Here is a 23,973-nt window from a genome sequence, read left to right on the forward strand (position 1 = left end):
CTGCGCCCCCAGACCCCCGGATCGGCCTTCGGCCTCGTCCTCAAACGCCGGACGGGCTAATTGGAGTCCAGCTCCGCTATCAGTCTCTTCGGCGCGATCACCCGGTAGCTCTCCTCCACCCAGTCGCACAGCAGCTCGGCCTCTGGAGCACCCTTCTCCTCCAGGGGGATGCGGACCCAGCCGGATCTGCCGAGGCCGTAGCCGGCGGGCTCGGCGCCCGGGCAGGTCAGGGCGTGGGCGTGGGTCTCCTCGTCCTTGAGCTTGACCGTGACGCCCAGCGGGTAGCTGCCGTCGTCGACGCCGAGGAAGACGAACACCTTCTTGTTGACCTTCGCGACCGACTCGCTCCAGGGGAACTCCTCGACCGCGCCGGGCAGGCCGAGAGCGAACCCTCGCACCTGCTGCCACTTCTTCAGGGCGTCCCTGGGCACGGCCATGGTCACACCTCCGGATCCCGGTCGTTCGGATGCTCGTACCTCACGCTAGCCTCAGCCACCGACAACGGCGCGAGGGCGACGGCTGAGAGGTGTCATGAGCAGGCGGGACAGGGCGGATCGCGCGTACGACATCGTCCTCTTCGGGGCGACGGGATTCGTCGGGGAACTCACCGCGGAGTACCTCGCCACCCACGCGCCCGAGGGACTGCGGTGGGCGATCGCGGGGCGCGACGCCGGGAAGCTGGAGCGGCTGCGTGAGCGCCTGAGCGGTGGCGCCACGTTCGGGGTGCTGCGGGCGGACGCCGGGGACCCCGCGTCGATGCGTGAACTCGCCGGGCAGGCGCGCGTGGTGGCCACGACGGTCGGCCCCTATCTGACGTACGGCGAGGACCTGGTGGCCGCCTGCGCCGACGCCGGCACGGACTACGTGGACCTCACCGGGGAGCCCGAGTTCGTGGACCTGATGTACGTGCGGCACGACGCACGCGCGCGGGAGACCGGTGCGCGGCTCGTGCACGCCTGCGGTTTCGACTCGGTGCCGCACGACCTGGGGGCGTACTTCACGGTGGCGCAGCTCCCCGAGGGCGTGCCGATCACGGTGGACGGGTTCGTGCGCTCCGACGCGATGCTCTCTGGCGGTACGTTCGCCTCGGCGCTGAACCAGTTCTCGCGCGGGCGGCAGTTGCTGACCGCGGCGCGGGACCGGCGGCGGCACGAGCCGCGCACGCCGGGACGGCGGGCGCACGCCCCACTGAGTGCGCCGCGGTTCGCCAAGGAGATCGGTGCGTGGGCGGTGCCGCTGCCCACCATCGACGGTCGGGTGGTGGAGCGTTCGGCGCGGGCGCTGCGACGGTACGGGCCCGACTTCCGCTACCGCCACTACGCGGCCGTCCGGAGTCTGCCGTTCGCCGTGGGCGGTACCGCCGCCGTCGGCGCGGTGGTCGCGGCCGCCCAGCTGCCGTCCGCGCGCCGCTGGATGTCGGAGCGGATCAAGCCGGGTGAGGGGCCGAGCGCCGAGAAGCGGGCGAAGAGCTGGTTCTCCGTGCGGTTCGTGGGCGAGGGCGGTGGGCGCCGGGTGTTCACAGAGGTCTCGGGTGGTGACCCCGGCTACGACGAGACGGCGAAGATGCTCGCCGAGTCGGCGCTGAGCCTCGCCCTCGACGCGCTCCCGGACACGGCCGGGCAGGTCACCACGGCGGTCGCGATGGGCGACGCGCTGATCGGGCGGCTGCGCCGGGCGGGGATCACGTTCCGGGTGGCGGCCAGCCAGTAGAGGGCATGAAGCCCGGGTTCAGGAAGACCACCCGGTGACCGTGTAGATCATGCCGCCGATCCAGGCGACTCCGGCGATCACGGCGAGGACCAGGCCCGCGATCACGGCCCGCTCGACGGGCTGGGTGGGGCTGGCGGCGGGCTCGGGGGCGCGGTGTGTCGTCATGGGCCACAGCCTGCCGATCATGACGGCGCCCTCACATCCGTACAGATACTCAGATCGGATACTCAGACAATCTGATCGCCCTCTCGAGGAGCCGCCTCCTTGAGGGCCTGTCGGCACAGGGAGTCCGCCCGCCGGGTGGACTCGGGGATGCGGTACTCGGGGGTGAGGGCGAGCGTGTGCGCGCACGCGGTGTCGAGGCTCACCCGGTGGCCGACGGAGACGAACACCGGCTTGACGCCGTCGCGGGTGCGCAGGGCACGGCCCACCTCCTCGGTGCCCGCCAGGAGTGGGGACACGCTCCCGCGCACGGCGCCGGGATCGTCGTACGTGAAGGTGAAGGGATTCTTGGCGACGCCGATCGTGGGGTGCCCGGTGAGGACACCGAGGTGGCTGGCGAGGCCGAAGCGGCGCGGGTGGGCGAGCCCGTACCCGTCGCACACGACGAGCCCCGGCGCGCAGGGCAGCGCGTCCAGGGCCGCGAGCACGGTGGGGATCTCGCGGAAGGCGAGCAGCCCGGGCACGTACGGGAACGAGACCTGCCCGACGGCGGTGGCCTCCGCGACGACATCGAGGGTCGCGGCGTCCAGCACCACGGCCGCCGCCGCGACCACGTCCCGCTGGTCGTCGTAGGCGACGTCCACACCGGTCACACGGCCGGTGCCGGGCGCCGGCCCGTCCTCGTCGAGCACCACCCGGTCCCGCAACTCGTCCTGCACGGCACGGGCCTGCTCTTCGGTGGCGGGCCAGCCCGCCGGGATGCGCACGGTCGTCATGGTGGTGCCGAGCCTACGGTCCCCGGCCCGGCCGGAGGGTCCTGGGCGCTCTCCTGGCCCGACGACCGGCAGCTGGGCTCAGCGCTCCAGGCGTGCCACGCGGCCCTGTTCGCCGGCTGCCCAGCAGACCGGACCGGGGGCGCAGTCCACGGTGTCGTACGAACCGGTGTCCACCGTCCGCCAGGTGCGTCCGCCGTTCGTGGTCAGGTCGGTGCCGGTCGGTCCGACGGCGAGCGCCGTGCCACGGCTGTGCGGGAGCCAGGAGACGCCGGAGCGGTAGGCGGGCGGCGGCTCGGACGCGGGCGTCCAGCCGCGGCCGCCGTCACCGGTGGTGGCCGCCGCCAGGGGTGACGCCTGGTCGGGGCGGTAGTCGCCGCCGACGGCGATGCCGTGCGCGCGGTCGCGGAAGGCGAGCGCGAAGACGCCGCGGGCCGGATCGCCCGCCGGGATCGGGGAGTCGGTGGCCGTCCAGGTCAGCCCCCGGTCGGAGGAGTGCAGTACCCGCGCGCGTGCGGCCCCGCCCGTGGCCAGCCACACGTCCCGCGGCCCGGAGCTGACCAGGCACTGGCCGCTCGCCGCGAAGCCCGCCTCGCCCTCCTGGGCCGCGGGCATGCCGGCGCTGGGCAGCACCGTCCAGGAGCGGCCTCCGTCGTGCGTCGACAGGATGCGGAACTTCCCGTCCACCGGGTCGCTCATGGCGAGTCCGTGCTTCCGGTCGAAGAAGGTGAGGCAGTCGTAGAAGGCCTTCGGGTCGGTGTTGCGGAAGGACTCCGTCCAGGTGGCGCCGCCGTCCTCGGTGCGCAGCACGCGGGACGCCTCGCCCTCGCCGATGGCCAGCACCACGGCCCTGCGCGCGTCGAACGCCTCGATGTCGCGGAACTGCAACTCCCCCGCGCCGGGCGGCGAGACGTTGCGCCAGCTCGCCCCGCCGTCGGTGGTTCGCAGCACGGTGCCCTTGGTCCCGGCCAGCCAGGCGGCGTCGCGGCCGACCGCCGCGAGACCACGGAAGCGGACGTCCGACGCGCCCGTGTCCTTGAGCTCCCAGTGCGGGGCCCGGGGTGCGGCGTGGGCCTGCGCGGGTGCCGTCAGCGCGGCGGCGAGCCCCGCCGCGCACAGCCCCACGAGTGTCCGCCAACCGGCCCGTGCCGGCCCCGGTTTCACTGTGTTCCCCACTTTCACGGTGTTCCCCACGCGTCTCATGGCGGGCGAAGCTAGCCGACCGGCCCGGTGGCGTCCAGATGCCCTTCGGCGGGAACCGTTCGGCGCGTTCGGGTGTCCTCTCCGATATCCCGGGGACACGGGATGAGAAATGGATCACCAACACACACCACAGTGAATGTTCTCGGTGACAGAGGTCACTCGAATTTCATGTGCACGGATTGGCTCATTCCAGCGTCTCTTCAAGTGCCCGGCCGCATACACCCGGAGTCCGTCCGCCCGTAACGAGGGAGCAAGGCGTTGTCCACCGTCATCGAGCAGCCCGTTGAGGCCCGTCTCGTCGCCGCCGCGCCGCGGATGCCGAGCATTCCCGCCACGCTCCACTACGACCGACGCGACCCCTTCGCCGTCCGCATGACCTTCCCGGCCCCCGCCACCCTGGAGGGCGTGGAGGTCTGCTGGACCTTCGCCCGCGACCTGCTGGTGTCCGGCATGGACGAGCCGGTCGGCCACGGCGACGTCCGGGTACGGCCGTACGGCTACGAGCGGCTCGTCATGGAGTTCCACGCTCCCGAGGGCACGGCCGTGGTGCACATCCGGTCGGCCGAGGTGCGGGGCTTCCTGGACCGCACGACCGACCTGGTGCCCCTCGGCCTCGAACACCTCCAGGTCGACCTGGACCACGACCTCGCGGAGCTGATGCGCGACGCCTGCTGAGTAGTGACGCCTGCTGAGTGAAACGGCTTCAGGTGACGCCGGCGGCTGTCGTGAGCAGCGCCGTGCGCACCTCCTGGACGATCTTCCGCAGGGCCGGGGCCGTCGTTCCGCCGCGCTCCGTCAGGGCCTCGATCCGCTCGGTGTGGCGGTCCGGGTCCTTGCCGGTGAACAGGGTGCGCAGCCCGGCCGAGGCGGCGAGCGCGACCAGGGCGGCGTCACGCTCGGGGACCTCCGCGACAGGGAGCGGCCCCTCCAGGACCCGCCGGGCCTCCTCCTGAAGGGCGTTCACCAGGGACGCGCGCTCCAGTTCGTACTCCACGGTCGGGAAGACGCCGAGCGCCCGCCGCTTCACCGCGCGCAGACAGCCGTCGGCGGCGAGCTGGGCGCGCACGGCGTCGAGGGTGACGCGGGCCCGCAGCGTCACCCAGGTCTGCCAGGTGCGTGGCCGGGACTCCTCGACGAGTTCCAGCAGACCGTCGAGCACCGGGTCCCCGGTCAGGGCGTCGGGGTCGACGGGCGTGGCGATACCGTCCACGTCGGTGAGCAGCCCGCGCTGGGCCAGTTCGGTGAGGGCGCCGGCGCGGACCAGGTGGGGGAGGTGGGACTCGCCGGTGAGCACCGTCCTCGTGGTGTCCCAGGCCAGCAGGTAGAGCAGGGCGGGCAGCGACAGCGAACCGTTCGGCACGGGGTGTCCTCCTCCGGGGTGGGCCGGGAGCCACGTTAATTCGTTGACAGCCCGCAGACCTCGTCCGTACCGTCATACGTGGTCCTGTTGCCGCCGATTGGAGAAGGACGTTGCTCGTCTGAGGTCCTGAGACACCGCGTCACACACCGTCGTGTGTGTGCGTAGCGTGCGACCTCGGCGTACGAGCCGTCCTTGGGCACGGGGCTTTTCTCATGCACCCCATGCCTCCCCGGCTGCCGTGCCTTCCGCCGCCCGCTCCCGCCTCGCGGTGTCTCACACGCGCTTGCCCACGACCACCCCCAGCAACCGCGAGGCCGCCATGTCTACCTCCCTCACCTGCACCTCCCTCTCCTTCGCCTGGCCCGACGGCACCCCCGTCTTCGACGACCTGCAGATCGCGTTCGGCCCCGGCCGGAGCGGGCTCGTCGGCGTCAACGGATCAGGGAAATCAACCCTGTTGAAGCTGATCGCCGGAGAACTCACCCCGGCCGACGGCACCGTCCGTGTGGCGGGTGAGGTCGGCTACCTGCCGCAGAACGTCACGCTCGACACCGGCCTCAGGGTCGACGAGGCGCTCGGCATCGCCGCCGTCCGCGCCGCGCTGCACGCGATCGAGGCGGGCGACGTGGCCGAGGAGCACTTCACGACGGTCGGCGACGACTGGGACGTGGAGGAGCGCGCGCTCGTCACTCTCGGCGAGCTCGGGCTCGGCCACATCGACCTCGACCGCACGATCGGCGAGGTCTCGGGCGGCGAGTCGGTGCTCCTGCGCCTGGCCGCGCTGCTGCTGCGCCGGCCGGACGTGCTCCTGCTGGACGAGCCCACCAACAACCTCGACGTGTACGCGCGCCGCCGCCTGTACGAGGCCGTGGCCTCCTGGTCCGGGGTCATGGTCGTGGTCAGCCACGACCGCGAACTCCTGGAACTCGTCGACCAGATCGCCGACCTGCGCTCCGGCGAGGTCACCTGGTACGGCGGCAACTACTCCGCGTACGAGGAGGCGCTGGAGACCGAGCAGGAGGCGGCGGAGCGGATGGTGCGGGTCGCCGAGGCCGACCTGAAGAAGCAGAAGCGCGAACTGGTCGAGGCGCACACGAAGCTGGCCAAGCGGACGCGCTACGCCAACAAGATGTACGAGAACAAGCGCGAGCCCCGGGCCGTGATGAAGCTGAAGAAGCGCACGGCCCAGGTCTCCGCCGGCAAGCACCGCATCATGCACGAGGAGAAGCTCGCCGAGGCCAAGGAGCGGCTCGACGACGCGGTGGACGCCGTACGGGACGACGACGAGATCCGCGTCGACCTGCCGTACACGGCCGTTCCCCCGGGCCGTACCGTCCTCACGCTCCAGGACCTGGAGGTGAAGTACGGCGCACGGGTGGGCAGCCTCGATCTGCGCGGACCCGAGCGGATCGCTCTGATCGGGCGCAACGGCGCGGGCAAGACCACACTGCTGCGCACCATCGCGGGCGAGTTGGAGCCGGTGGCGGGCGAGACGGCGGCGCACGTCCCGCTGCGCTTCCTGCCCCAGCGGCTCGATGTGCTCGACGACGACCGGACGGTCGCCGAGAACGTGGCCCGGTTCGCGCCGACCGCCACCAACAACCGGGTCCGGGCGCGCCTGGCCCGCTTCTTGTTCAAGGGGGCCCGGGCCGACCAGCCGGCGGGGACGCTCTCCGGCGGTGAACGCTTCCGGGCGGCACTCGCCGCGCTGATGCTGGCGGAGCCCGCGCCGCAGTTGCTGATGCTGGACGAGCCGACGAACAACCTGGACATGGCGAGCGTGCGACAGCTCACCACGGCCCTGGAGTCGTACGAGGGCGCGCTGATCGTGGCCAGTCACGACCTCCCGTTCCTGGAGTCGATCGGGATCACCCGCTGGCTGCTGATGGAGGAGGGAGCGCTGAAGGAGACCACGCCGGAGGCTGTCGGGTATCCCGCCTAGCTTCGGGTGCCTGATGTGGACGCCCGGCCGACTGCCGGGCGTGCACGACTCCTTCACAGTGGGAGCGTGGGTGACCGCGGCGGATGCCCGCTTGTTACCGGGGGGTTTTGTTCGCACGGACCGGGGCTGCATGATGGAGCGGCATCCCGATGGGCCTCACCCCCAAGAACGCCCTGCCCGAGAACGCCCGAGACGGAGATCCGCCGTGCCCAGCAAGAAGGCCCTCATACGCCGACCCAGCCCGAAACTGGCCGAGGGACTGGTCACCCACCTCGAACGCGAGAAGGTCGACGTCGATCTCGCGGTCGAACAGTGGGAGGCGTACACGGAGGCTCTGCGCGCGCACGACTGGGAGACCGTCGAGGTGGAACCGGCCGACGACTGCCCGGACTCGGTGTTCGTCGAGGACACGGTCGTGATGTTCCGCAACGTCGCGCTGATCGGCCGGTCCGGCGCGGAGTCCCGGCGCGGCGAGACCCTCGGTGTCGAGGAGGCGGTGGCCGGGCTCGGCTGCTCGGTGAACTGGATCTGGGCGCCGGGCACCCTCGACGGCGGTGACGTCCTGAAGATCGGCGACACGGTCTTCGTGGGCCGCGGCGGACGCACCAACGCGGCCGGGGTCCAGCAGCTCAGGGCCGCGTTCGAGCCGCTGGGGGCACGGGTGGTGGCGGTGCCCGTGAGCAAGGTGCTGCACCTGAAGTCGGCGGTGACCGCGCTGCCCGACGGCACGGTCGTCGGGCACATCCCGAAGATGGACAGCCCCTCGCTGTTCCCGAGCTTCCTGCACGTGCCCGAGGAGTCCGGCGCCCATGTGGTGCTGCTCGGCGGTGACAAGCTGCTCATGGCGGCGAGCGCGCCGAAGACCGCGGCCCTGTACGAGGACCTCGGGTACGAGCCCGTCGTCGTGGACATCAGCGAGTTCGAGAAGCTCGAGGGCTGTGTGACATGCCTCTCGGTGCGACTGCGGGAGCTGTACGCCTGACCGGGTGAACACATCGCCCTCACGGCCCCGGGACCTGCGGGTCTGCGAGGTCGTCGGCGTACTCGGTGAACACACCGGGGCCCTGCCCGAACACCCGCTGAACAGGGGTCTTTACAGCACTCTTAACCTACGGCTTCGTAACCTACGGGTTCGTAGCCTACGATTCCGTAGGTTCGGTCACTCGCTCGTGACCGCGCACGATCTTCTCGTCCCCCTGGAGCCACCGTGTCGATCACTTCCCCCCACCTTGGCAGCTCGTCAACCTGGACCGACGCGCGGCTGTTGTACGCCCTGGAGGAAGTGGTCGAGACCGAACTCAGCCGGCATCTGAAGATCGCCAAGGACTGGATGCCGCACGAGTACGTGCCGTGGAGCGACGCCCGTAACTTCCCCGGCCTCTTCGAGGACGGCGAGGCCTGGGAGAAGGAGCAGTCCAAGGTCACCGAGATCGGCCGTATAGCTCTCGTGGTGAACCTCCTCACCGAGGACAACCTGCCCAGCTACCACCACGAGATCGCCTCGCTGTTCGGCCGCGACGGCGCCTGGGGCACCTGGGTGCACCGCTGGACCGCCGAGGAGGGCCGGCACGGCATCGTGATGCGTGACTACCTGCTCGCGTCGCGCGCGGTCGACCCGGACAAGCTCGAAGCGTTCCGCATGGCCCACATGAGCGAGGGCTTCGAGTCCGACAACCGGCACTCGATGCTGCACTCGGTCGCGTACGTCGCCTTCCAGGAGCTGGCCACCCGTATCTCGCACCGCAACACCGGCCACCAGTCCGGCGACCCGGTCTGCGACCGCATGCTGGCGCGCATCGCGACCGACGAGAACCTGCACATGGTCTTCTACCGCAACCTGCTGAAGGCGGCGTTCGAGCTCGCGCCCGACCTGACGATGCAGGCCGTCCGCGACGTCGTCGTCAACTTCCGTATGCCCGGCCACGGCATCCCCGGCTTCGAGCGCGCCGCCGCCCAGATGGCCATCGGTGAGGTCTACAACATGCGGATCCACCACGACGACGTGCTCCAGCCGGTGCTGCGCTTCCTGAAGATCATGGAGATCGACGGGCTGGGCCCGGAGGGCCAGAAGGCGCAGGAGGAGCTGGGGCTCTTCATGGGCGGACTGGACGCGGAGGCCCTGAAGTTCGACGAGAAGCTCGCGGCACGCAAGGCGCGGATGGCGGCGCGGAAGAGCGCGTAGCGGAGTCCGGACGGTCCACACGGATGCCCTGCCTCGGCCGAGGCAGGGCATCCGCCGTGTCCGGCCCGCTCACTCGTACGCCGTCACCTCGGCCAGGGCCGCGTCGCGCACGTCCGGCACCGGATGGCGGCGCAGCGCTCTGAGTTGCTCGCGCCAGGGTGCGGGCCAGCCCGTGCGTGCGCCGAGGGCGCCGGTGAGGGCCACGGCGAGCAGCCCCTGGGCGTGACCGCCGTGGGCGGCCAGGCGGCGGGCGGTGTGCAGCAGGGTCCGGGGGTCGCCCTCGTGGACCCGGCCGCGCAGCCTCTCGCTCACCTCCTGGGCTGTACGAGCGGCCAGTGCCGGGCGGCCTTCCGTGAGGGCGGCCAGCCGGTCGAGGTGTTCCGCATCGGCGTCCAGGTCCAGGTGGAACGCGGCGATCCCGGCGGCCAGCGGCACGAAGTCGTCGTACTCCGCCAGGAGTTCGCTCGCGGCGAGGGCCGCCGGGCGGATGGGGCGCGGAGCCGACCGGGCGTGCAGGGCCAGGCGGACGACGAGATCCTCGACGCGTCGGCGGGCGGGTCGGTCGCGGCGCTCTCCGGCGTCGGACAGCGCGTCCCCGACTCGCGGAGGCGCCGCCCCGCCTGCCGTCTGCGCCCCGTCCGCCGACTCCGCCGTGTGGGCCGACTCCGCCCCGTGGGCCGTCTCTGCCCTGTGGGCTGCCTCCGGCCCATGGGCCGCCTCCGTCCCGTGGGCTGCCTCCGCCCCGGCCGCCATCGCCCTCCCGGCTGCCCCCTCTGCCCAGGCCGCCACCCCCGTCCCGTCTCCGGCTTCCGCCTCCGCCAGTTTCCGCAGCGCCCGGCGCAGTCCCTCGGCGCCTTGTGGCGAACTCGCGGCGGCCGTCACCAGGCCGCTCGCGGCGGCGTACCAGGACACGCGTTCCGACAGGTCGGCGGTCGCGTCGGCGAGGACCGTCGGGGCGTCCGGTGACCACGGCGCCCAGCGGGCCAGCGCCTCGAAGGCCGGGGCGGCCGTCTCGGGGTCGTCGGTGGCGCAGACGTCGCGGACCAGACGGGCGTACCGCTCCCGGTGGGGTTCGGCGAGGTCCAGCGGCGAGACGCGCAGAACGGCCGCGCGGAGCACGGGTTCCGCGCTCGCGGCGTCGGCCAGCAGCCCCCACACCGGCTCCTCGGCGAGCAGCGGTCCCGCGAAGGCGACACAGGCGGCGCGCACGTCGATGTGGGTGCCGGGCCGGGCGTACGCCTCCGTGAGCAGCTCCGCCGCTTGTGGCACCGGCAGCCGGACGGCGGCCAGGCGTGCCGCCTCCTTACGGCTGGTCACCTTGGCGTCCGGGGCGAGCAGCAGCGCACGGAGCCGCTCGGCGAGCCGGGACGGTGGCACGTACCGGGACGCCTGCGTGGCCGCGTACACCGCCACCCTTGCCCGGTCGCCGCCCGCGTGGGCCAGCAGTTCCTCCAGCGCGTCGGCGGGCCGGTCGGTGCGGGCGAGGGCGGCGAGGGCCGCCTCGTCGAGAACGACCTCCGGGGAGCCGGTCCAGCGGCGTACGAGATCGAGCCCGACGCCCGGGACGAGCGCGCTCTGCTCGATCGCCGCGGTCCGCCGGTACAGCGGGAGCCCAGCGTCCTCGGCCATCGCGGTCAACCGCTGGGCAATCGCCCGCTGTTGACGGGGCACCCAGCGTCGTACGTCCGGGGTCACGTGGACGGGCCACGGCGTGCCCTTGGTCAGGAAGCGACCGTACGGCGGGGTCTCGGCCAGCAGTGGGTCGAGCAGGTCGGTGCGGCGCCGGACGACGATCCGCCACACGCACGACAGCACACCGGCGGTCGGCTCCAGCGAGAGGACGCGGGCCACCCGCTCGTCACGGGTCGTGGGCGGCTCCAGCCACAGCCGGATCGCCTCGCGCGCGGTCGTGTCGTTGCCGTAGCGGACCGCCTGCCACAGGAGTTCCTGCAGCTCGCCCATGCCGCCCGCGCGGCTCCCCACGGCGCGGGCGAGCGCGAAGGCGAGGCCGTAGTCGGCCTTCTCGGCGCCCGCTTCGATCCAGGGGCGCAGCGCCTCGTACACCTGGTGCTCCTGGCCGCGCCTCAGGGTGTGGTCGAGCCGGCCGAGGTCGGCGCCGCCCGTGTTGCCGGAGATCCGGACCAGGGTGCGCAGCGCCCAGTTCACCAGCTCGCGGCCCCCGTTCGCCGCGTGCTCGCGCAGCACGGAGACGGCGAGGCGGCTGAGGTGGTGCCGGGTGGCGGGCGAGGAGTCGGGGGCCGCGACGGCGTCGACGGCGATGCGGTCCAGGTACGGCTCGGAGTCCTCGGTGAACAACGCGGGCCGGACGTCGGCCAGTTCACCGAGCGCGGCCGACCGCACCGGGTCCTGTTCGTTGCGCAGCCGCCTCATCTCCTCCAGGGCGGAGGTGACGGCGCCGGGATCGGCGGAGCGTGCCGCGTTGCTGATCAGCAGCGGCCAGGACTCGGCGCGGTCCTCGGCGGCCGGCCGCCGGGTGGCCTCGACCAGCCGGTCGCGGACCTCGGCGACGGGCAGGAAGCACTCGATGCGCAGCAGGTCGTTCCACCGTCCGCCGCGCTCCCGCGCGATGTCGGCCATCGCGCGGGCCTCGTCGGCGACACCGCTGCGGGGCAGCGCTTCGAGGAGGGCCGTGTCGGCCGCGGCCGGGCCCCGGCCTTCGTATACCTCCGCGTAGAACGCGTGCCGCCGAGCGGGCGGGAGGGCTGTCAGCAGCGGCGGCAGGCTCCCGTACGGGACCAACGTCCTGGCGTACGCGACGAGTTCGGGTGCGTCGGAGCGGGCCAGTCGGCGCAGCACGGTGGTGCTCAGGGAGTGGACGCCCAGGGCGCCGGACCAGGCGGGCGTCAGCAGCAGCCGCACCACGCGCCCGGGGTCGGCGGCCGCGAACGCGCCCACGTGGTCGCGGAGTTCGTGGGGCAGGGTCGCGGGCCCGCGGTGTTCGAGGAGGTCGAGCACGCGCAGGGGTTCGGTGGGCGCCACGGAGGCCAGGGCCACCGCGTACCGGCGCCACCAAGGGCCGCGCAACGCTTCGGGCTGCGCGTCCAGTTCCCGTTCCACGACGTCGAGCAGGGCCCCCGGATGCCGTTTGGCGAGGCCGTTCCATCCGGTGACGGCGTGGAACAGCCCGGGGAGCAGCCGGGCGACCGTCTCCGGTGAGCAGGCGGGCAGCAGCCGGGCCGCGTCCGCGTCGCCCCAGTCGCGTCGCAGGCCGTCGACCAGTCGGTCGGCGAGCGCGGTGCGGTGCGCGGAGACGAGGGCGCGCAGCAGCGCGCGACGCACGGCTTCGGGCGCGTCCGCGAGCGCCGACTCGTAGGCGGAGTCCGGGACGTGGAGGCTGTCGGCGACCCGCAGGGCCTGTCCGCGCACGTACGGGTCGGGGTCGGCGACGCGCGCGGCGATCCACTCGGTGTCCTGGGCGACCGCCGCGGCCAGCACGGCGATCCCCCGCTCGTAGGGCCCGCGTGCTTCGAGCTCCTCCAGCACGGGCCGCAGGGGACGGGCCATGGCCCGCACACGCGCGGCCAGTTGGCGTGTGCGGTCCGGATACGGAAGCGGGTCGAGGACGTTCAGCAGACCGTCGACCGTCTGCTCGGTGCTGGGCATGCGCTGGATTGTGCCTGCTGGGACCGGGCGGGCGCGCGGAAATTACGGTATGCGCGGTGCTGGTGCGGATGGGTATGGCCCGGACCGGTACGGGCGGACCGCGAGCGGGGGCCGTCAGCGTGGGTCGGTGCGCCGGAGGTGGAGCCGTTCCCGCTCGGAGAGGCCGCCCCAGACGCCGAAGCGCTCGTCGTTGGCCAGCGCGTACTCGAGGCAGGCGGAGCGCATCTCGCACATGCCGCAGATGAGCTTCGCCTCCCTCACCGAACTGCCCGGCTCGGGAAAGAAGAAGTCGGCCCCCGTCTGTGCGCACAGCGCCTGTGCCTGCCAGTTCAGGTCGGGCGGGGTCGGTGTGTCGGTGTGCATGGCCGCGATGCTGCCGCGCGGCGAAAAACGTTCGATCAACGCCGGATCAACGACACGTTCCACGGGGCACGGCAGGTCCTTGCTCACCGCTGCGGACACCCGATGGTGGACCCGCGGGCCGGCCGGACGCACGGCGGCGCGCGGGCCCACCATCGGGTGTCCGCACACGAGCTCCCTCCTCCCCTCATTACCGAACGTGATCGGACGCGGTCACAGGGGCAGCGTCCCGGCGGCGATTGTCAGTGGGCGGTGCGAGACTCGGCAGTGCAGGCAACGGGACCCCTCGAAGGAGAGCACTGATGCTCACCACCCGCTATGTCACCGGCGCCCCGAACTGGCTCGATCTCGGCACTCCCGACATCGACGGCGCCTCGTCCTTCTACGGCGGACTCTTCGGCTGGCGGTTCCGGCCGGGCCCGCCCGAGACCGGCGGCTACGGCTTCTTCCAGCTCGACGGGAAGACCGCGGCGGGCGGTATGCGGACCACCCCGGAGCAGGGCCCGCCGTCCTGGACGGTGTACTTCCAGACGCCGGACGCGGACGCCACGGCGAAGGCGGCCGAGCAGGCGCACGGCACGGTGCTCATACAGCCCATGGACGTGCTGGACCAGGGCCGTATGGCGATCCTCGCCGACCAGGCGGGCGTGTCCTTCGGTATCTGGCAGCCCGCGGCCAACAAGGGCCTCGACGTCGTGCGGGACCAGGGCTCGCTGTGCTGGCTGGAGCTGTACGCGCCGGACCTTCCCGCGGCGGCCGGTTTCTACCACGCCGTGCTGGGATGGGAGACCTCGGCGGTCACGTTCCCCGGAGGCACGTACACCACGGTCCACCCGGCGGGCACCGAGACGGACGCCATGTTCGGCGGCATCGTGCCGCTGGAGGACGACCCGACCAAGGCGGAGAGAGGAGCCTGGCTGGCGTACTTCGAGGTCCCGGACACGGACGCGACGGTCGCCAGGGCGCAGGAGCTGGGCGGCACGGTGCGCCTCCCGGCGACGGACCTGGAGGACGTCGGCCGCATCGCCGAGCTCGCCGACCCGTACGGAGCGCGGTTCGCGGTGATCAGGAGCGTGCCGCGACAGAGCTGAGACCGGGCGGTCCGCGAGATCCGGCAGTTCGTCACCGCGCCGCAGGCGGAGCGCTCAGGCGGAGGCGCGTCGCACCAGGGTGGTCGGCAGGACGACGCCGGAGGGCGCGTTTCCCGCCTCCCGCTCGGGCCCGGTGCCTCGCGGCTCCCGCCCGCCCAGCAGCAGCCGTGCCATCAGCCTCCCCATCTCCTCGATGTCCTGACGGACCGTGGTGAGGGGAGGGTCGGTCTGTTCGGCGACCGGCAGCATGTCGTCGAAGCCGATGACGGCGACGTCGTCGGGGACCCGGCGCCCGCGCTCGCGCAGGGCACGCAGGGCGCCCGAGGCGGAGAGGTCGTTGGCGGCGAAGACGGCGTCCAGGTCCGGGCAGCGCTCCAGGAGCTCCCGCACGGCGCGTTCGCCGCCCGCGGGCGTGAAGTCGCTCTCCACGATCAGTCGCGGATCGCCGCCCACCATGACGTCCCGGAACCCTTCGAGCCGGTCGACGGCGGAGGTCTGGTCAAGGGGTCCGGTGATGTGCCCGATACGGGTGCGTCCGAGCCCGACGAGATGCCGTACGGCGTCCCGCGCGCCACCACGGTTGTCGCTGTCCACGTAGACGATGTCCCGCGTGCCCTCGCCCCAGCCGGGCCTGCCGCCGAAAACGGTGGGCACGCCGGCCCCGTGGATCAGTCCGGGCAGCGGGTCGTCGAGGTGCAGTGAGAAGACGAGCGCGCCGTCGACGTGCCCACCGGAGAGGTACCGTCCGACGCGTACGTGGTCGTCGCGCCCCTCGGTGAGCAGCAGGACGAGCTGCGAGTCGTGCGCGGTCAGCTCCTTGCTGATGCCGCGCAGTTGGAGGGCGAAGAAGGGGTCGGCGAAGACTCTGGTCTCGGGCTCGGCGATCACGACGGCGACGGCGTCGTGCCGTCGGGTGACCAGGCTCCGGGCGGCCTGGTTCGGCACGTACCCGAGTTCCTCGACGGCTCTGCGCACCCGCTCGACGAGCGGCTCCCGCACGCCCTCGCCCCCGTTCACGACCCGCGACACGGTCGCCCGCGACACCCCGGCCCGCGCGGCCACGGCCTCCAGCGTGGGACGCGACGCTGTCTCGGACACTTCGGGACTCTCCTCCAGAGCGGTTCCCGATCAGGATAGCTCTGGGTGAGGCCACGTTTGAGAGCGCTCCCTGGCGCCCGACAGTTGGACGGCCCGGAAACCCGAACCCGGCGGCTCAGTGTTGGCCGGCGTGATGCGGTTCGTACCCCGGAATCGTTCCGTCCGGCTTCTTCACCAGGAACAGCCCCACCATGCCCATGTCGGAGTGGCTCTGGACGTGGCAGTGGTACATCCAGGCGCCCGCGCCGACGCCCTCACCGGCGATGACCTGGAAGCCGAAGGAGTCGGCCGGGCCCACGATCTTGTTGTCGATGACCTGGCTGGGGTCGTCGGGGCCGGTCAGCATGCCGGTGCGGTTGTCCGCCCAGCGGTGACCGTGCATATGGAAGGTGTGGTAGTACTCGCCGTGAGTGATCATCACCCACTCGACCCGGTCGCCCACCGTGGCCTCGAAGTTGGGCCCGGAGTGAGCCGGCTTGTTGTTGATCAGCATGTCGTTGAAGACGACCGTGACCGTCTTGTCGGGCAGGACGTCGCCCTTCCTGCGGACGATCACCGGGCCGTAGAGGCCGTTCCGGATGCCGCCCGTGCCGTGTTCCGTGCCCACCACGTGGTCGTGGTAGTGCCAGTACCCCGCGCTGCCCGCCCGCCAGGTGCCGTCCCCCCGGCGGCCGGGGGCGTGCGTGCGCCAGGTGTACGTGCGGGTGCCGCCCGGCTCGACGTCGCTCTTGTTCAGCTTGGTGCCGTCGCTGGTGATCTCGTAGTCCAGCCCGTGGACGTGCAGGCTCGCCGCCACGTCCATGGTGTTCTCGAACTCGATGTGCAGCGTGTCGCCCTCGTTGAGCTCGATCAGCGGGCCGGGGACCGTCGCCTTGCCCTTCTCCAGGCCGTAGCCCATCTGCCCGCCGGGGAGCTTCTCGGCGTACAGCTTGATGCGTTTCACCTCGCCGCCGGCCGGCGCGGTCTTCGCCGGTGCATCGGCACTCACGGCCTCCGGGGCCAGGGACAACGATGTCGCGACGGCCGCGCCGCCCAGCAGCACCCGCCGGTTGAAGCCGCGCCTGTCCATGCGGAACTCCCCCACCCTGCAACGGAATTGACGGAGATTGACGGAGACGTACCTGTGATGAACTTGTGCGACGGTACCGGCCATGCTCGCGTTTATCCACACTCAGGACAAAGTTCGTGCCATTGCGGTCATAGGTATTGGCGAGCCGCGCAAAGGGGTCTAGCTTCCTTGGCGCTGTTGCTGTGACCGTGGAGGTGCCCATGCACTTACGAGGGTTGAGCACGAGAAGACGGGCCTGTGTGGCGGGCGTGACCGCCGGGATCGTTGCCGCCGGGCTGCTGTCGGGCCCGGCCGCCAGCGCGCGCCCTGCTCCGGAACCACCCCTGACAACGATGTCCATCAAGTCGCCGCCGGGCGGCGCGAACGCGAGAGTGCTGATCTTCTACGGGTCCGCCGCGGCCGGTGAGGAGTCGCCCGTCGTCAACGCGGGCATCGAGACCATCGAGAAGATCGGTCTGACCGGACCTGCCGACCAGCAGTTCACGGTGGTGGCCACGGACGACGCGTCCGTCTTCACCAACGACACGCGGCTGAGCCGCTTCAACGCCGTCGTGTTCCTCACCGGCGGCGGGGACGTGCTCGACCCCGAGCAGGAGGCGGGCCTGGAGGCCTACATGGAGGCGGGCGGCGGTTTCGTCGGCGTCCATGACGCGGCCCGCGCCGAACCGTACTCGGACTGGTTCACCGGCCTCGTCGGCGCCCGGCCGGCCGCGTCGAGCCCGACCTCCGTGCAGCGGGCGACCGTTGAGGTGGGCGACCGGCGACATCCGGCCACCAAGGACCTGCCGGTACAGTGGAAGCGGCCCGACCAGTGGTTCAACTGGGTCAAGAACCCCTCCGGCGACGTGCACACCGTGGCACGGGTCCGCGAGTCGACGTACCAGCCGGGCGAGAGCAAGAACGGCTGGGACCACCCGGTGAGCTGGTGCCGTGACTACGACGGCGGCCGCTCCTTCTACACGGGCATGGGCGGCACCGTCTCCTCGTACGACGAGACCGAGTTCCGCGGGCACCTACGCGGAGCCCTGCTCTGGACGAGCCGTCTGTCCCAGGCCGACTGCAAGGCGACCATCAACGCCAACTACAAGGCGGAGCGCCTCACCCAGCCCAACCAGCCGGGTCAGAACGACCAGATCGGCGAGCCGCACGGCCTGGTGACCGCACCGGACGGACGTGTGCTCTACATCGGCCGGGGCGGCGCCGACTCGTCCCAGCCCGTGATCACCGACTGGAACAACCCGGACATCGGCAAGGGCAAGGGCGAGATCCACGTCTACGACCCGAAGACCAAGAAGGTGACCCTGGCGGGCGCCCTGTCGGTCTTCGGCAACAAGGGCGGCGGGGACGAGCTCATCAAGGTCGAGGAGGGGCTGCTCGGCATCGAGCTGGACCCGCGCTTCGAGCAGAACGGCTGGGTGTACCTGCACTACACGCCGCACTCACGGATCAACCGCGACACGCGGATGGCCGAGCGCTACGTCTCCCGCTTCACCATGGACCTCGCCACGAACAAGCTGGACCTCGGCAGCGAGAAGGTGCTGCTGAAGTGGCCGGTGCAGATCCACAGCTGCTGCCACTCCGGCGGCGGGATGGCCTGGGACTCCCGGGGCAACCTGTACGTCGCGACCGGCGACAACAACTCCAGCGGCTTCAGCGACGGTTACTCCGGCAACAACCCGCAGCCCAACTACAAGGGCGTCTCGTTCGCGGACGCGCGCCGCACCGCCGGCAACACCAACAACCTCAACGGCAAGATCCTGCGCATCCACCCGGAGCCCGACGGCACGTACACGCTTCCCGAGGGCAACCTCTTCACCGGCAAGGAGACCGACGAGGGCGGCGGCAAGACGCGCGGTGAGATCTATGTGATGGGGGTCAGGAACCCGGCCCGTATCTTCGTCGACAAGTCGACCGACACCCTGTACGCGGGCTGGGTCGGCCCGGACGCGAGCCAGCCGTCCACGACCTGGGGCCCGGCCAAGTACGACACGTTCGCCGTCATCACCAAGGCGAGCAACCGGGGTTGGCCGTACTGCATGGGCAACAAACAGCCCTACCGCGACCGCAACCTCCCCGACCCGACGAAGCCGCTGGGCTGGTACAACTGCGACGCCCCGAAGAACGAGTCCCCGAACAACGACGGCCTGGTCAACCTGCCCCCGGTGACCGGCAACAACATCTGGTACTCACCCCAGGGCGGCGCGCCGGACTACCCGCGCAACGCGAGCGGCATCCCCTCGTACAAGACCGCGGAGGCCACGTACGGGCTGCCGTGGCTCAAGGGCGGCGGGCAGGCCGCGATGAACGGACCGGTCTACCGCTACAACGCCTCCGTGACCGCCGGCGGCCAGTGGCCCGCCTACTGGGACGGCAAGTGGTTCGTCGGCGACTTCTACGACGCCGACCAGCCGCGCAACGCGGTCATCACCGACCCGAAGACGCACGGCGACGGCGGACTGCCGATCCACTCGGAGTCGCTGAAGAAGATCGTGCCGATCGGCAACGACGGCATCAAGAACCTCATGGACTGGAAGTTCGGGCCCGACGGGTCGCTGTACGTCCTCGACTACGGCCGTGGCTTCTTCACCTCGGACGCCAAGTCGGCGCTGTGGCGCGTGACGTTCACGGGCGGTGGCCCGACCCCGGCCGCCGACCAGCTGGCGAGGAAGGCGGAGTGATGCGCGAGAGACACAACAGACGACGGATACGTCAAGGACGGTGGGTGACGGCCCTGTTGGCGTCCCTGCTGATGCTGCTGGGGCTCACCTCGACGTCGGCCTCGGGCCGCACGCAGCCCGAGGGCGCCAAGGCCGCCGCCGCCCAGGTGCTGACCTGGACCGCCGGCGACGACATCACCAAGTACGTGTCGGCCCCGCAGACCGCGGTGGCGGGACCGACCACGATCGTCTTCGAGAACAGCACGGCGACCGGCAACACCATGGGCATGCCGCACACGCTGACGTTCGACGTCTCCGACCCGGAGTACAACAACGACGTCCCGCTGAACATCCTGGCCAACCCGAACGACGCCCAGGGCGGCAAGTACACGGCCGAGGTCAACCTCACCCCCGGCCGCTACCGCTACTACTGCACGATCCCGGGCCACGGGCAGATGCAGGGCATCCTCGTCGTCACCGAGGGCACCGGCGAGGACACCACCCCGCCCGAGACCTCGGCCAAGGTGAGCGGGACACAGAACGCGCAGGGCGCGTACGTCGGTTCGGCGACCGTGACGGTGAGCGCGACCGACGAGAGCGGCGGCTCGGGTGTCGATCGCGTCGAGTACGCACTCGGGCACTCGGGTGCCTGGCAGCCGTACACCACGCCCGTCGTGATCGACCAGGTCGGCGACCACCACGTCCGCTACCGGGCGTTCGACAAGGCGGGCAACGTCGCCGCCGAGAAGAACGCCGACTTCACCGTCGTCGCCCCGCCGACCGACGACACCACGGCGCCTGAGACATCGGCGACGGTGACCGGTGAGAAGAACCCGCAGGGCGAGTACCTGTCCATGGCGACGGTCACCGTGTCCGCGTCCGACACCGGCTCGGGCGTCAACACGATCGAGTACGCGCTGGGCGACTCGGGCGCCTGGCAGCCGTACACGGCTCCCGTGATGGTGCACGAGGTCGGTGCGCACAAGGTGCGGTACCGCGCCACCGACAAGGCCGGGAACGTGTCCGCCGAGAAGAACGTCACGTTCACGGTGGTCACGCCGCCCGTCGAGGACAGGACGGCGCCGGTGACCGGGGTGACCGTCGAGGGCGAGCGGAACTCCGCGGGCGCGTACCTCAAGAACGCCAAGGTCACGGTGAGCGCGACCGATGAGCACGGTGGCTCGGGCGTCGCCGCGATCGAGTACTCGCTCGACGGCGGGCCCTACCTCGCGTACACCGCACCGGTCGTGGTGGACCGCGCGGGCACGCACACCGTCGCGTACCGGGCGAGCGACAAGGCGGGGAACACGGCCCAGCCGCGCACGGTGACCTTCACGGTGGTCTCCGGTGGCGGTGTCCCGGCGCCCGCCTGCGCCGAGTGGGACGAGCGGTTGACCGTCATCGTCGGTACGGTCGACTCGGGCGTGCCGAACCGGCTGACCAACAACCGGTGCCGCGTCAACGAGTTGATCGAGGACGAGAAGGAGTGGACGTCCCACGCGCTGTTCCTCAAGCACGTGAAGACGGTCCTGGACAAGCTCCTCAAGGAAGGCGTCATCGACGAGCGCGAGTACGACGCCGTCCAGGAGGCCGCCCGCGAGTCCGGCATCGGCAAGCCCGGCCAGACCGAGGGCTACCGGACGATCCTCGACGGAACGCAGGAGACCTTCGCCAAGTGGCAGCAGGTGGGCGGCGGTTCGTTCGCCCTGAACTCCGACGGGTCGATCACCTCGGGGACCACGAAGGACGGGCTCGGCATGCTGTGGTTCCCGGAGCGGAAGTACGGCGACTTCTCGCTGCGCCTGCAGTGGCGTGACGACGCACCGGGCACGGGCAACGCCAACTCCGGTGTCTTCGTGCGGTTCCCGTGGGTCCACGACCACCCGGAGGAGTCCCGTCCGGAGTGGGTCGCCATCAAGTACGGGCACGAGGTGCAGGTGCTCGACCGGCCCGACGGCGACATGTACAAAACGGGTTCGGTCTACGGCTTCGACCGTGTGGGGCTCGCCGGTGCGGGCGTCACCCAGAAGGGCACCTGGAACGACTACGAGATCCGTGTGGTCGACCAGCACTACTCGGTGTACCGCAACGGCGTGCTGATCAACGAGTTCGACAACATCGGTGGGCAGTTGTTCACCCCGCCGCGTTCGGACGACCCGGGCACGGACGGCCGGCGGTTCGCCTCCGGCTACCTCGGGCTCCAGGTGCACGGCACGACGGACGTGGTGTCGTACCGGGACATCCGGATCAAGGAGTTGTAGATCCCTCGGAGCCACTCGGTTTCGGCTTCCTGGCCCGGCTCGGCTGTACCCGCTTGGGTTCGCCCGGCATCTTCGGATACTCGGGCGGGTACGGCAGGTCGCCGAGTCCGTGGTCGTGCTCGTCGCGGGAGGCCAGCTCCAGCAGGGCCTCCAGCGAGAAGGCGTGGTCGTCCATGTCCGCGTGCACGTCGCCGTGTTCGGCGAAGCGCGCGGGCATGGACGCGAGGTCGAAGTCCCGGGGGTGCGCGTCGTCCACCTCGTCCCACCGCAGGGGCGCCGAGACCGGGGCGTGCGGGCGCGGGCGTACGGAGTAGGCGGAGGCGATCGTGCGGTCGCGGGCCGTCTGGTTGTAGTCGACGAAGATCTTGCTCCCGCGCTCCTCCTTCCACCAGGCCGTGGTGACCTGGTCGGGCATCCGGCGCTCCAGCTCGCGGGCGACCGCGATGGCCGCCCGGCGCACCTGGGTGAAGGTCCACTGGGGCTGGATCGGCACGAAGACGTGCAGGCCGCGTCCGCCGGACGTCTTGGGCCAGCCCTTCAGGTCGCCGTACTCGTGGAGGACCTCGCGGAGTTCGTGGGCGGCGCGGACGGCGTCGGCGTAGTCGGTGCCGGGCTGCGGGTCGAGGTCGATACGGAGCTCGTCGGGGCGGTCGACGTCGGTGCGGCGCACCGGCCACGGGTGGAAGGTGAGGGTGCCGAACTGGGCCGCCCACAGCACGGCGCCGACCTCGGTGGGGCACATCTCGTCGGCGCTGCGGCCGCTGGGGAAGGTGATGTGGGCGGTGGGGATCCAGTCGGGCATGTTCTTGGGCGCCCGTTTCTGGAAGAAGGACTCGCCGTTCACGCCCTCCGGGTAGCGCTCCAGGGTGGTCGGACGGTTGTGCAGGGCGCGGAGGATGCCGGGACCGACGGCGAGGTAGTAGCGGGCCAGGTCCAGCTTGGTGAAGCCGCGCTCCGGGAAGAAGACCTTGTCCGGGCTGGACAGCCGCACCGTCCGGCCCGCCGCCTCCAGCTCCACCGCATCGCCCATGCGAGCCACGGTAGGCGCAGAGCGCATCCCCCGCACACCGGGCGGAATTCAAAGAATGCCCGGAGAATCGGTGCATGGAGCTCCCTGTCATGCCACCCGTGATGCCGATGCTCGCCAAGTCCGTGGCGAGGATCCCGCCAGGCATGCACTACGAGGCGAAGTGGGACGGCTTCCGGGCGATCGTGTTCCGCGACGGGGACGAGGTGGAACTCGGCAGCCGTACGGGCAAGCCGCTGACCAGGTACTTTCCCGAGCTCGTGGAGGCACTCAAGGGGCGGGTGCCCGAGCGGTGCGTACTGGACGGCGAGATCGTGATCGCCCGGGAGGGACGGCTCGACTTCGACGCGCTGACCGAACGCATCCACCCGGCTCAGTCGCGCGTGCGCATGCTGGCCGAGAAGACCCCCGCGTCGTTCGTCGCGTTCGACCTGCTCGCGCTCGCGGACGAGTCGCTGCTCGACGTGGCCCTGGCCGACCGGCGCGCCCTCTTGGTGGCGGCGCTCGCCGGGGCCTCGGCACCCGTCCACGTGGCCCCGGCGACCACGGACATCGAGGTGGCCGAACAGTGGTTCGAGCAGTATGAGGGGGCGGGCCTCGACGGGGTGATCGCCAAGCCGCTCACGCTGGCCTACCGGCAGGACGAGCGCGCGATGTTCAAGATCAAGCACGAGCGCACGGCGGACGTCGTGGTCGCGGGCTACCGCCTCCACAAGAGCGGGCCGGTCGTCGGTTCGCTGCTGCTGGGCCTGTACGACGACGGGGGCACCCTCCAGCACGTCGGGGTCTCCGCCGCGTTCCCCATGAAACGGCGCGCCGAACTGGTGGAGGAGCTGGAGCCGCTGCGGATGGACGACATCACCGAGCACCCGTGGGCGGCGTGGTCGGACGAGGCGGCCCATGAGACGGCCCGGCTGCCGGGTGCGCCGAGCCGCTGGTCGGCGAAGAAGGACCTCTCGTGGGTGCCGTTGCGTCCCGAGCGGGTGGCCGAGGTGGCGTACGACCACATGGAGAACGGGGTGCGGTTTCGTCATACGGCGCGGTTTCGGCGGTGGCGGCCGGATCGTACGGCGGTGAGCTGTACGTATGGGCAGCTGGAGGAGCCTGTCCGGTATGACCTGGGGGAGATTCTGCCTGGTTGATGCCGTCGCATTGCTGCGGGCTCGCTGTGGCTTGTCGCGCCCGCGCGGCGGAGCCGCATATCCAACACAGCCCCGCGCCCCTAAGGGGCGCGGGCCGGTGGGCCGAGTGGCCTATCGTGCCACTCTTGGACAGAAGTAGGCGGGTATGGCCATTCGTGATCCCATAAGCGCACAATCGATGGAAAACAGACAAGGTGGCCATGGTGGGAATGAGACAGAGAACGAAGACGCGGCGCGGCAGAATGACGGCGGCACTGCTGGCCGCCGCGGTGGCGGGTTCCCTCATGGCGGGCTGCAGCAACGGCTCGGGGG

19 protein-coding genes are annotated in these 23,973 nt (G+C 71.3%); 9 read left to right on the plus strand and 10 right to left on the minus strand.

Annotation, left to right across the window (positions count from 1 at the left end):
• Positions 1–56: 56 nt before the first annotated feature.
• Positions 57–437 carry an MmcQ/YjbR family DNA-binding protein gene (locus tag FNH08_RS16530; RefSeq protein ID WP_152772243.1) on the minus strand — a complete coding sequence of 127 codons (381 nt, stop codon included), beginning with the start codon at positions 435–437 and terminating at the stop codon, positions 57–59.
• A gap of 94 nt (positions 438–531) precedes the next feature.
• Between FNH08_RS16530 and FNH08_RS16535 the strand changes: the two genes are divergently transcribed.
• Positions 532–1,710 carry a saccharopine dehydrogenase family protein gene (locus FNH08_RS16535; protein ID WP_152772244.1) on the plus strand — a complete coding sequence of 393 codons (1,179 nt, stop codon included), beginning with the start codon at positions 532–534 and terminating at the stop codon, positions 1,708–1,710.
• Positions 1,711–1,728: 18 nt separating this feature from the next.
• Here the strand turns inward: FNH08_RS16535 and mmpA are convergent, their stop codons facing one another.
• From mmpA to FNH08_RS16545, 3 genes are all read right to left on the minus strand, one after another.
• On the minus strand, positions 1,729–1,875 hold the full coding sequence (gene mmpA, locus FNH08_RS50770; protein ID WP_194238506.1) for a morphogenic membrane protein MmpA: 147 nt from the start codon (positions 1,873–1,875) through the stop codon (positions 1,729–1,731).
• A 62-nt stretch (positions 1,876–1,937) separates the two neighbouring features.
• Positions 1,938–2,648, minus strand: coding sequence for an endonuclease V (locus FNH08_RS16540; RefSeq protein WP_152772245.1), 711 nt, complete (start codon positions 2,646–2,648; stop codon positions 1,938–1,940).
• A gap of 78 nt (positions 2,649–2,726) precedes the next feature.
• Complete coding sequence (locus FNH08_RS16545; protein WP_152772256.1) at positions 2,727–3,764, minus strand: WD40/YVTN/BNR-like repeat-containing protein; 1,038 nt, start codon at positions 3,762–3,764, stop codon at positions 2,727–2,729.
• Positions 3,765–4,106: 342 nt separating this feature from the next.
• Between FNH08_RS16545 and ssgD the strand changes: the two genes are divergently transcribed.
• Positions 4,107–4,523, plus strand: a complete 417-nt coding sequence (gene ssgD, locus FNH08_RS16550; protein ID WP_152772246.1) for a spore wall synthesis regulator SsgD — start codon at positions 4,107–4,109, stop codon at positions 4,521–4,523.
• Between the two features lie 28 nt (positions 4,524–4,551).
• Here the strand turns inward: ssgD and FNH08_RS16555 are convergent, their stop codons facing one another.
• On the minus strand, positions 4,552–5,208 hold the full coding sequence (locus FNH08_RS16555; protein WP_322724642.1) for a GOLPH3/VPS74 family protein: 657 nt from the start codon (positions 5,206–5,208) through the stop codon (positions 4,552–4,554).
• 319 nt (positions 5,209–5,527) lie between these two features.
• Here FNH08_RS16555 and FNH08_RS16560 point away from each other — a divergent pair, with 319 nt between their 5' ends.
• The 3 genes from FNH08_RS16560 (at position 5,528) to FNH08_RS16570 (ending at position 9,332) form a co-directional block, all read left to right on the plus strand.
• Positions 5,528–7,150 (plus strand): ABC-F family ATP-binding cassette domain-containing protein, encoded by a 1,623-nt coding sequence (locus tag FNH08_RS16560; RefSeq protein WP_152772257.1) that lies wholly within the window; start codon positions 5,528–5,530, stop codon positions 7,148–7,150.
• A 205-nt stretch (positions 7,151–7,355) separates the two neighbouring features.
• Positions 7,356–8,132, plus strand: a complete 777-nt coding sequence (ddaH, locus tag FNH08_RS16565; RefSeq protein ID WP_322724643.1) for a dimethylargininase — start codon at positions 7,356–7,358, stop codon at positions 8,130–8,132.
• Between the two features lie 225 nt (positions 8,133–8,357).
• Entirely contained in the window at positions 8,358–9,332 is a 975-nt protein-coding gene (locus tag FNH08_RS16570; protein ID WP_322724644.1) for an acyl-ACP desaturase, read from the plus strand.
• 69 nt (positions 9,333–9,401) lie between these two features.
• On the opposite strand, the gene FNH08_RS16575 is transcribed toward FNH08_RS16570, so the two are convergent.
• Positions 9,402–12,956: a hypothetical protein gene (locus FNH08_RS16575; RefSeq protein WP_152772248.1), complete on the minus strand. Its 3,555-nt coding sequence runs from the start codon at positions 12,954–12,956 to the stop codon at positions 9,402–9,404.
• 114 nt (positions 12,957–13,070) lie between these two features.
• Positions 13,071–13,319, minus strand: coding sequence for a WhiB family transcriptional regulator (locus FNH08_RS16580; RefSeq protein WP_194238504.1), 249 nt, complete (start codon positions 13,317–13,319; stop codon positions 13,071–13,073).
• 299 nt (positions 13,320–13,618) lie between these two features.
• On the opposite strand from FNH08_RS16580, the gene FNH08_RS16585 reads away from it, so the two are divergent.
• On the plus strand, positions 13,619–14,407 hold the full coding sequence (locus FNH08_RS16585) for a VOC family protein (RefSeq protein WP_152772249.1): 789 nt from the start codon (positions 13,619–13,621) through the stop codon (positions 14,405–14,407).
• A 54-nt stretch (positions 14,408–14,461) separates the two neighbouring features.
• Here FNH08_RS16585 and FNH08_RS16590 read toward each other — a convergent pair whose 3' ends face one another.
• Entirely contained in the window at positions 14,462–15,505 is a 1,044-nt protein-coding gene (locus tag FNH08_RS16590) for a LacI family DNA-binding transcriptional regulator (protein WP_322724645.1), read from the minus strand.
• Between the two features lie 115 nt (positions 15,506–15,620).
• A complete protein-coding gene (locus tag FNH08_RS16595) occupies positions 15,621–16,574 on the minus strand; it encodes a multicopper oxidase domain-containing protein (RefSeq protein WP_152772251.1) in 954 nt (317 codons plus the stop codon).
• 200 nt (positions 16,575–16,774) lie between these two features.
• Between FNH08_RS16595 and FNH08_RS16600 the strand changes: the two genes are divergently transcribed.
• Entirely contained in the window at positions 16,775–19,252 is a 2,478-nt protein-coding gene (locus FNH08_RS16600) for a ThuA domain-containing protein (RefSeq protein WP_152772252.1), read from the plus strand.
• The gene (locus FNH08_RS16605; protein ID WP_152772253.1) at positions 19,252–21,492 is read left to right on the plus strand and encodes an OmpL47-type beta-barrel domain-containing protein; all 2,241 of its coding nucleotides are present in this window, start codon (positions 19,252–19,254) and stop codon (positions 21,490–21,492) included. The genes FNH08_RS16600 and FNH08_RS16605 overlap by 1 nt, the downstream gene beginning before the upstream one ends.
• Here the strand turns inward: FNH08_RS16605 and ligD are convergent.
• Entirely contained in the window at positions 21,479–22,522 is a 1,044-nt protein-coding gene (gene ligD, locus FNH08_RS16610; protein ID WP_152772254.1) for a non-homologous end-joining DNA ligase, read from the minus strand. The two genes, FNH08_RS16605 and ligD, sit on opposite strands and share 14 nt — an antisense overlap.
• Before the next feature lie 74 nt (positions 22,523–22,596).
• Between ligD and FNH08_RS16615 the strand changes: the two genes are divergently transcribed.
• Positions 22,597–23,661, plus strand: coding sequence for an ATP-dependent DNA ligase (locus tag FNH08_RS16615; protein ID WP_152772255.1), 1,065 nt, complete (start codon positions 22,597–22,599; stop codon positions 23,659–23,661).
• The last annotated feature ends 312 nt before the right edge of the window (positions 23,662–23,973 follow it).

This window comes from Streptomyces spongiae (genome assembly GCF_009377185.1).
In the GTDB taxonomy this organism is placed as follows: domain Bacteria; phylum Actinomycetota; class Actinomycetes; order Streptomycetales; family Streptomycetaceae; genus Streptomyces; species Streptomyces spongiae.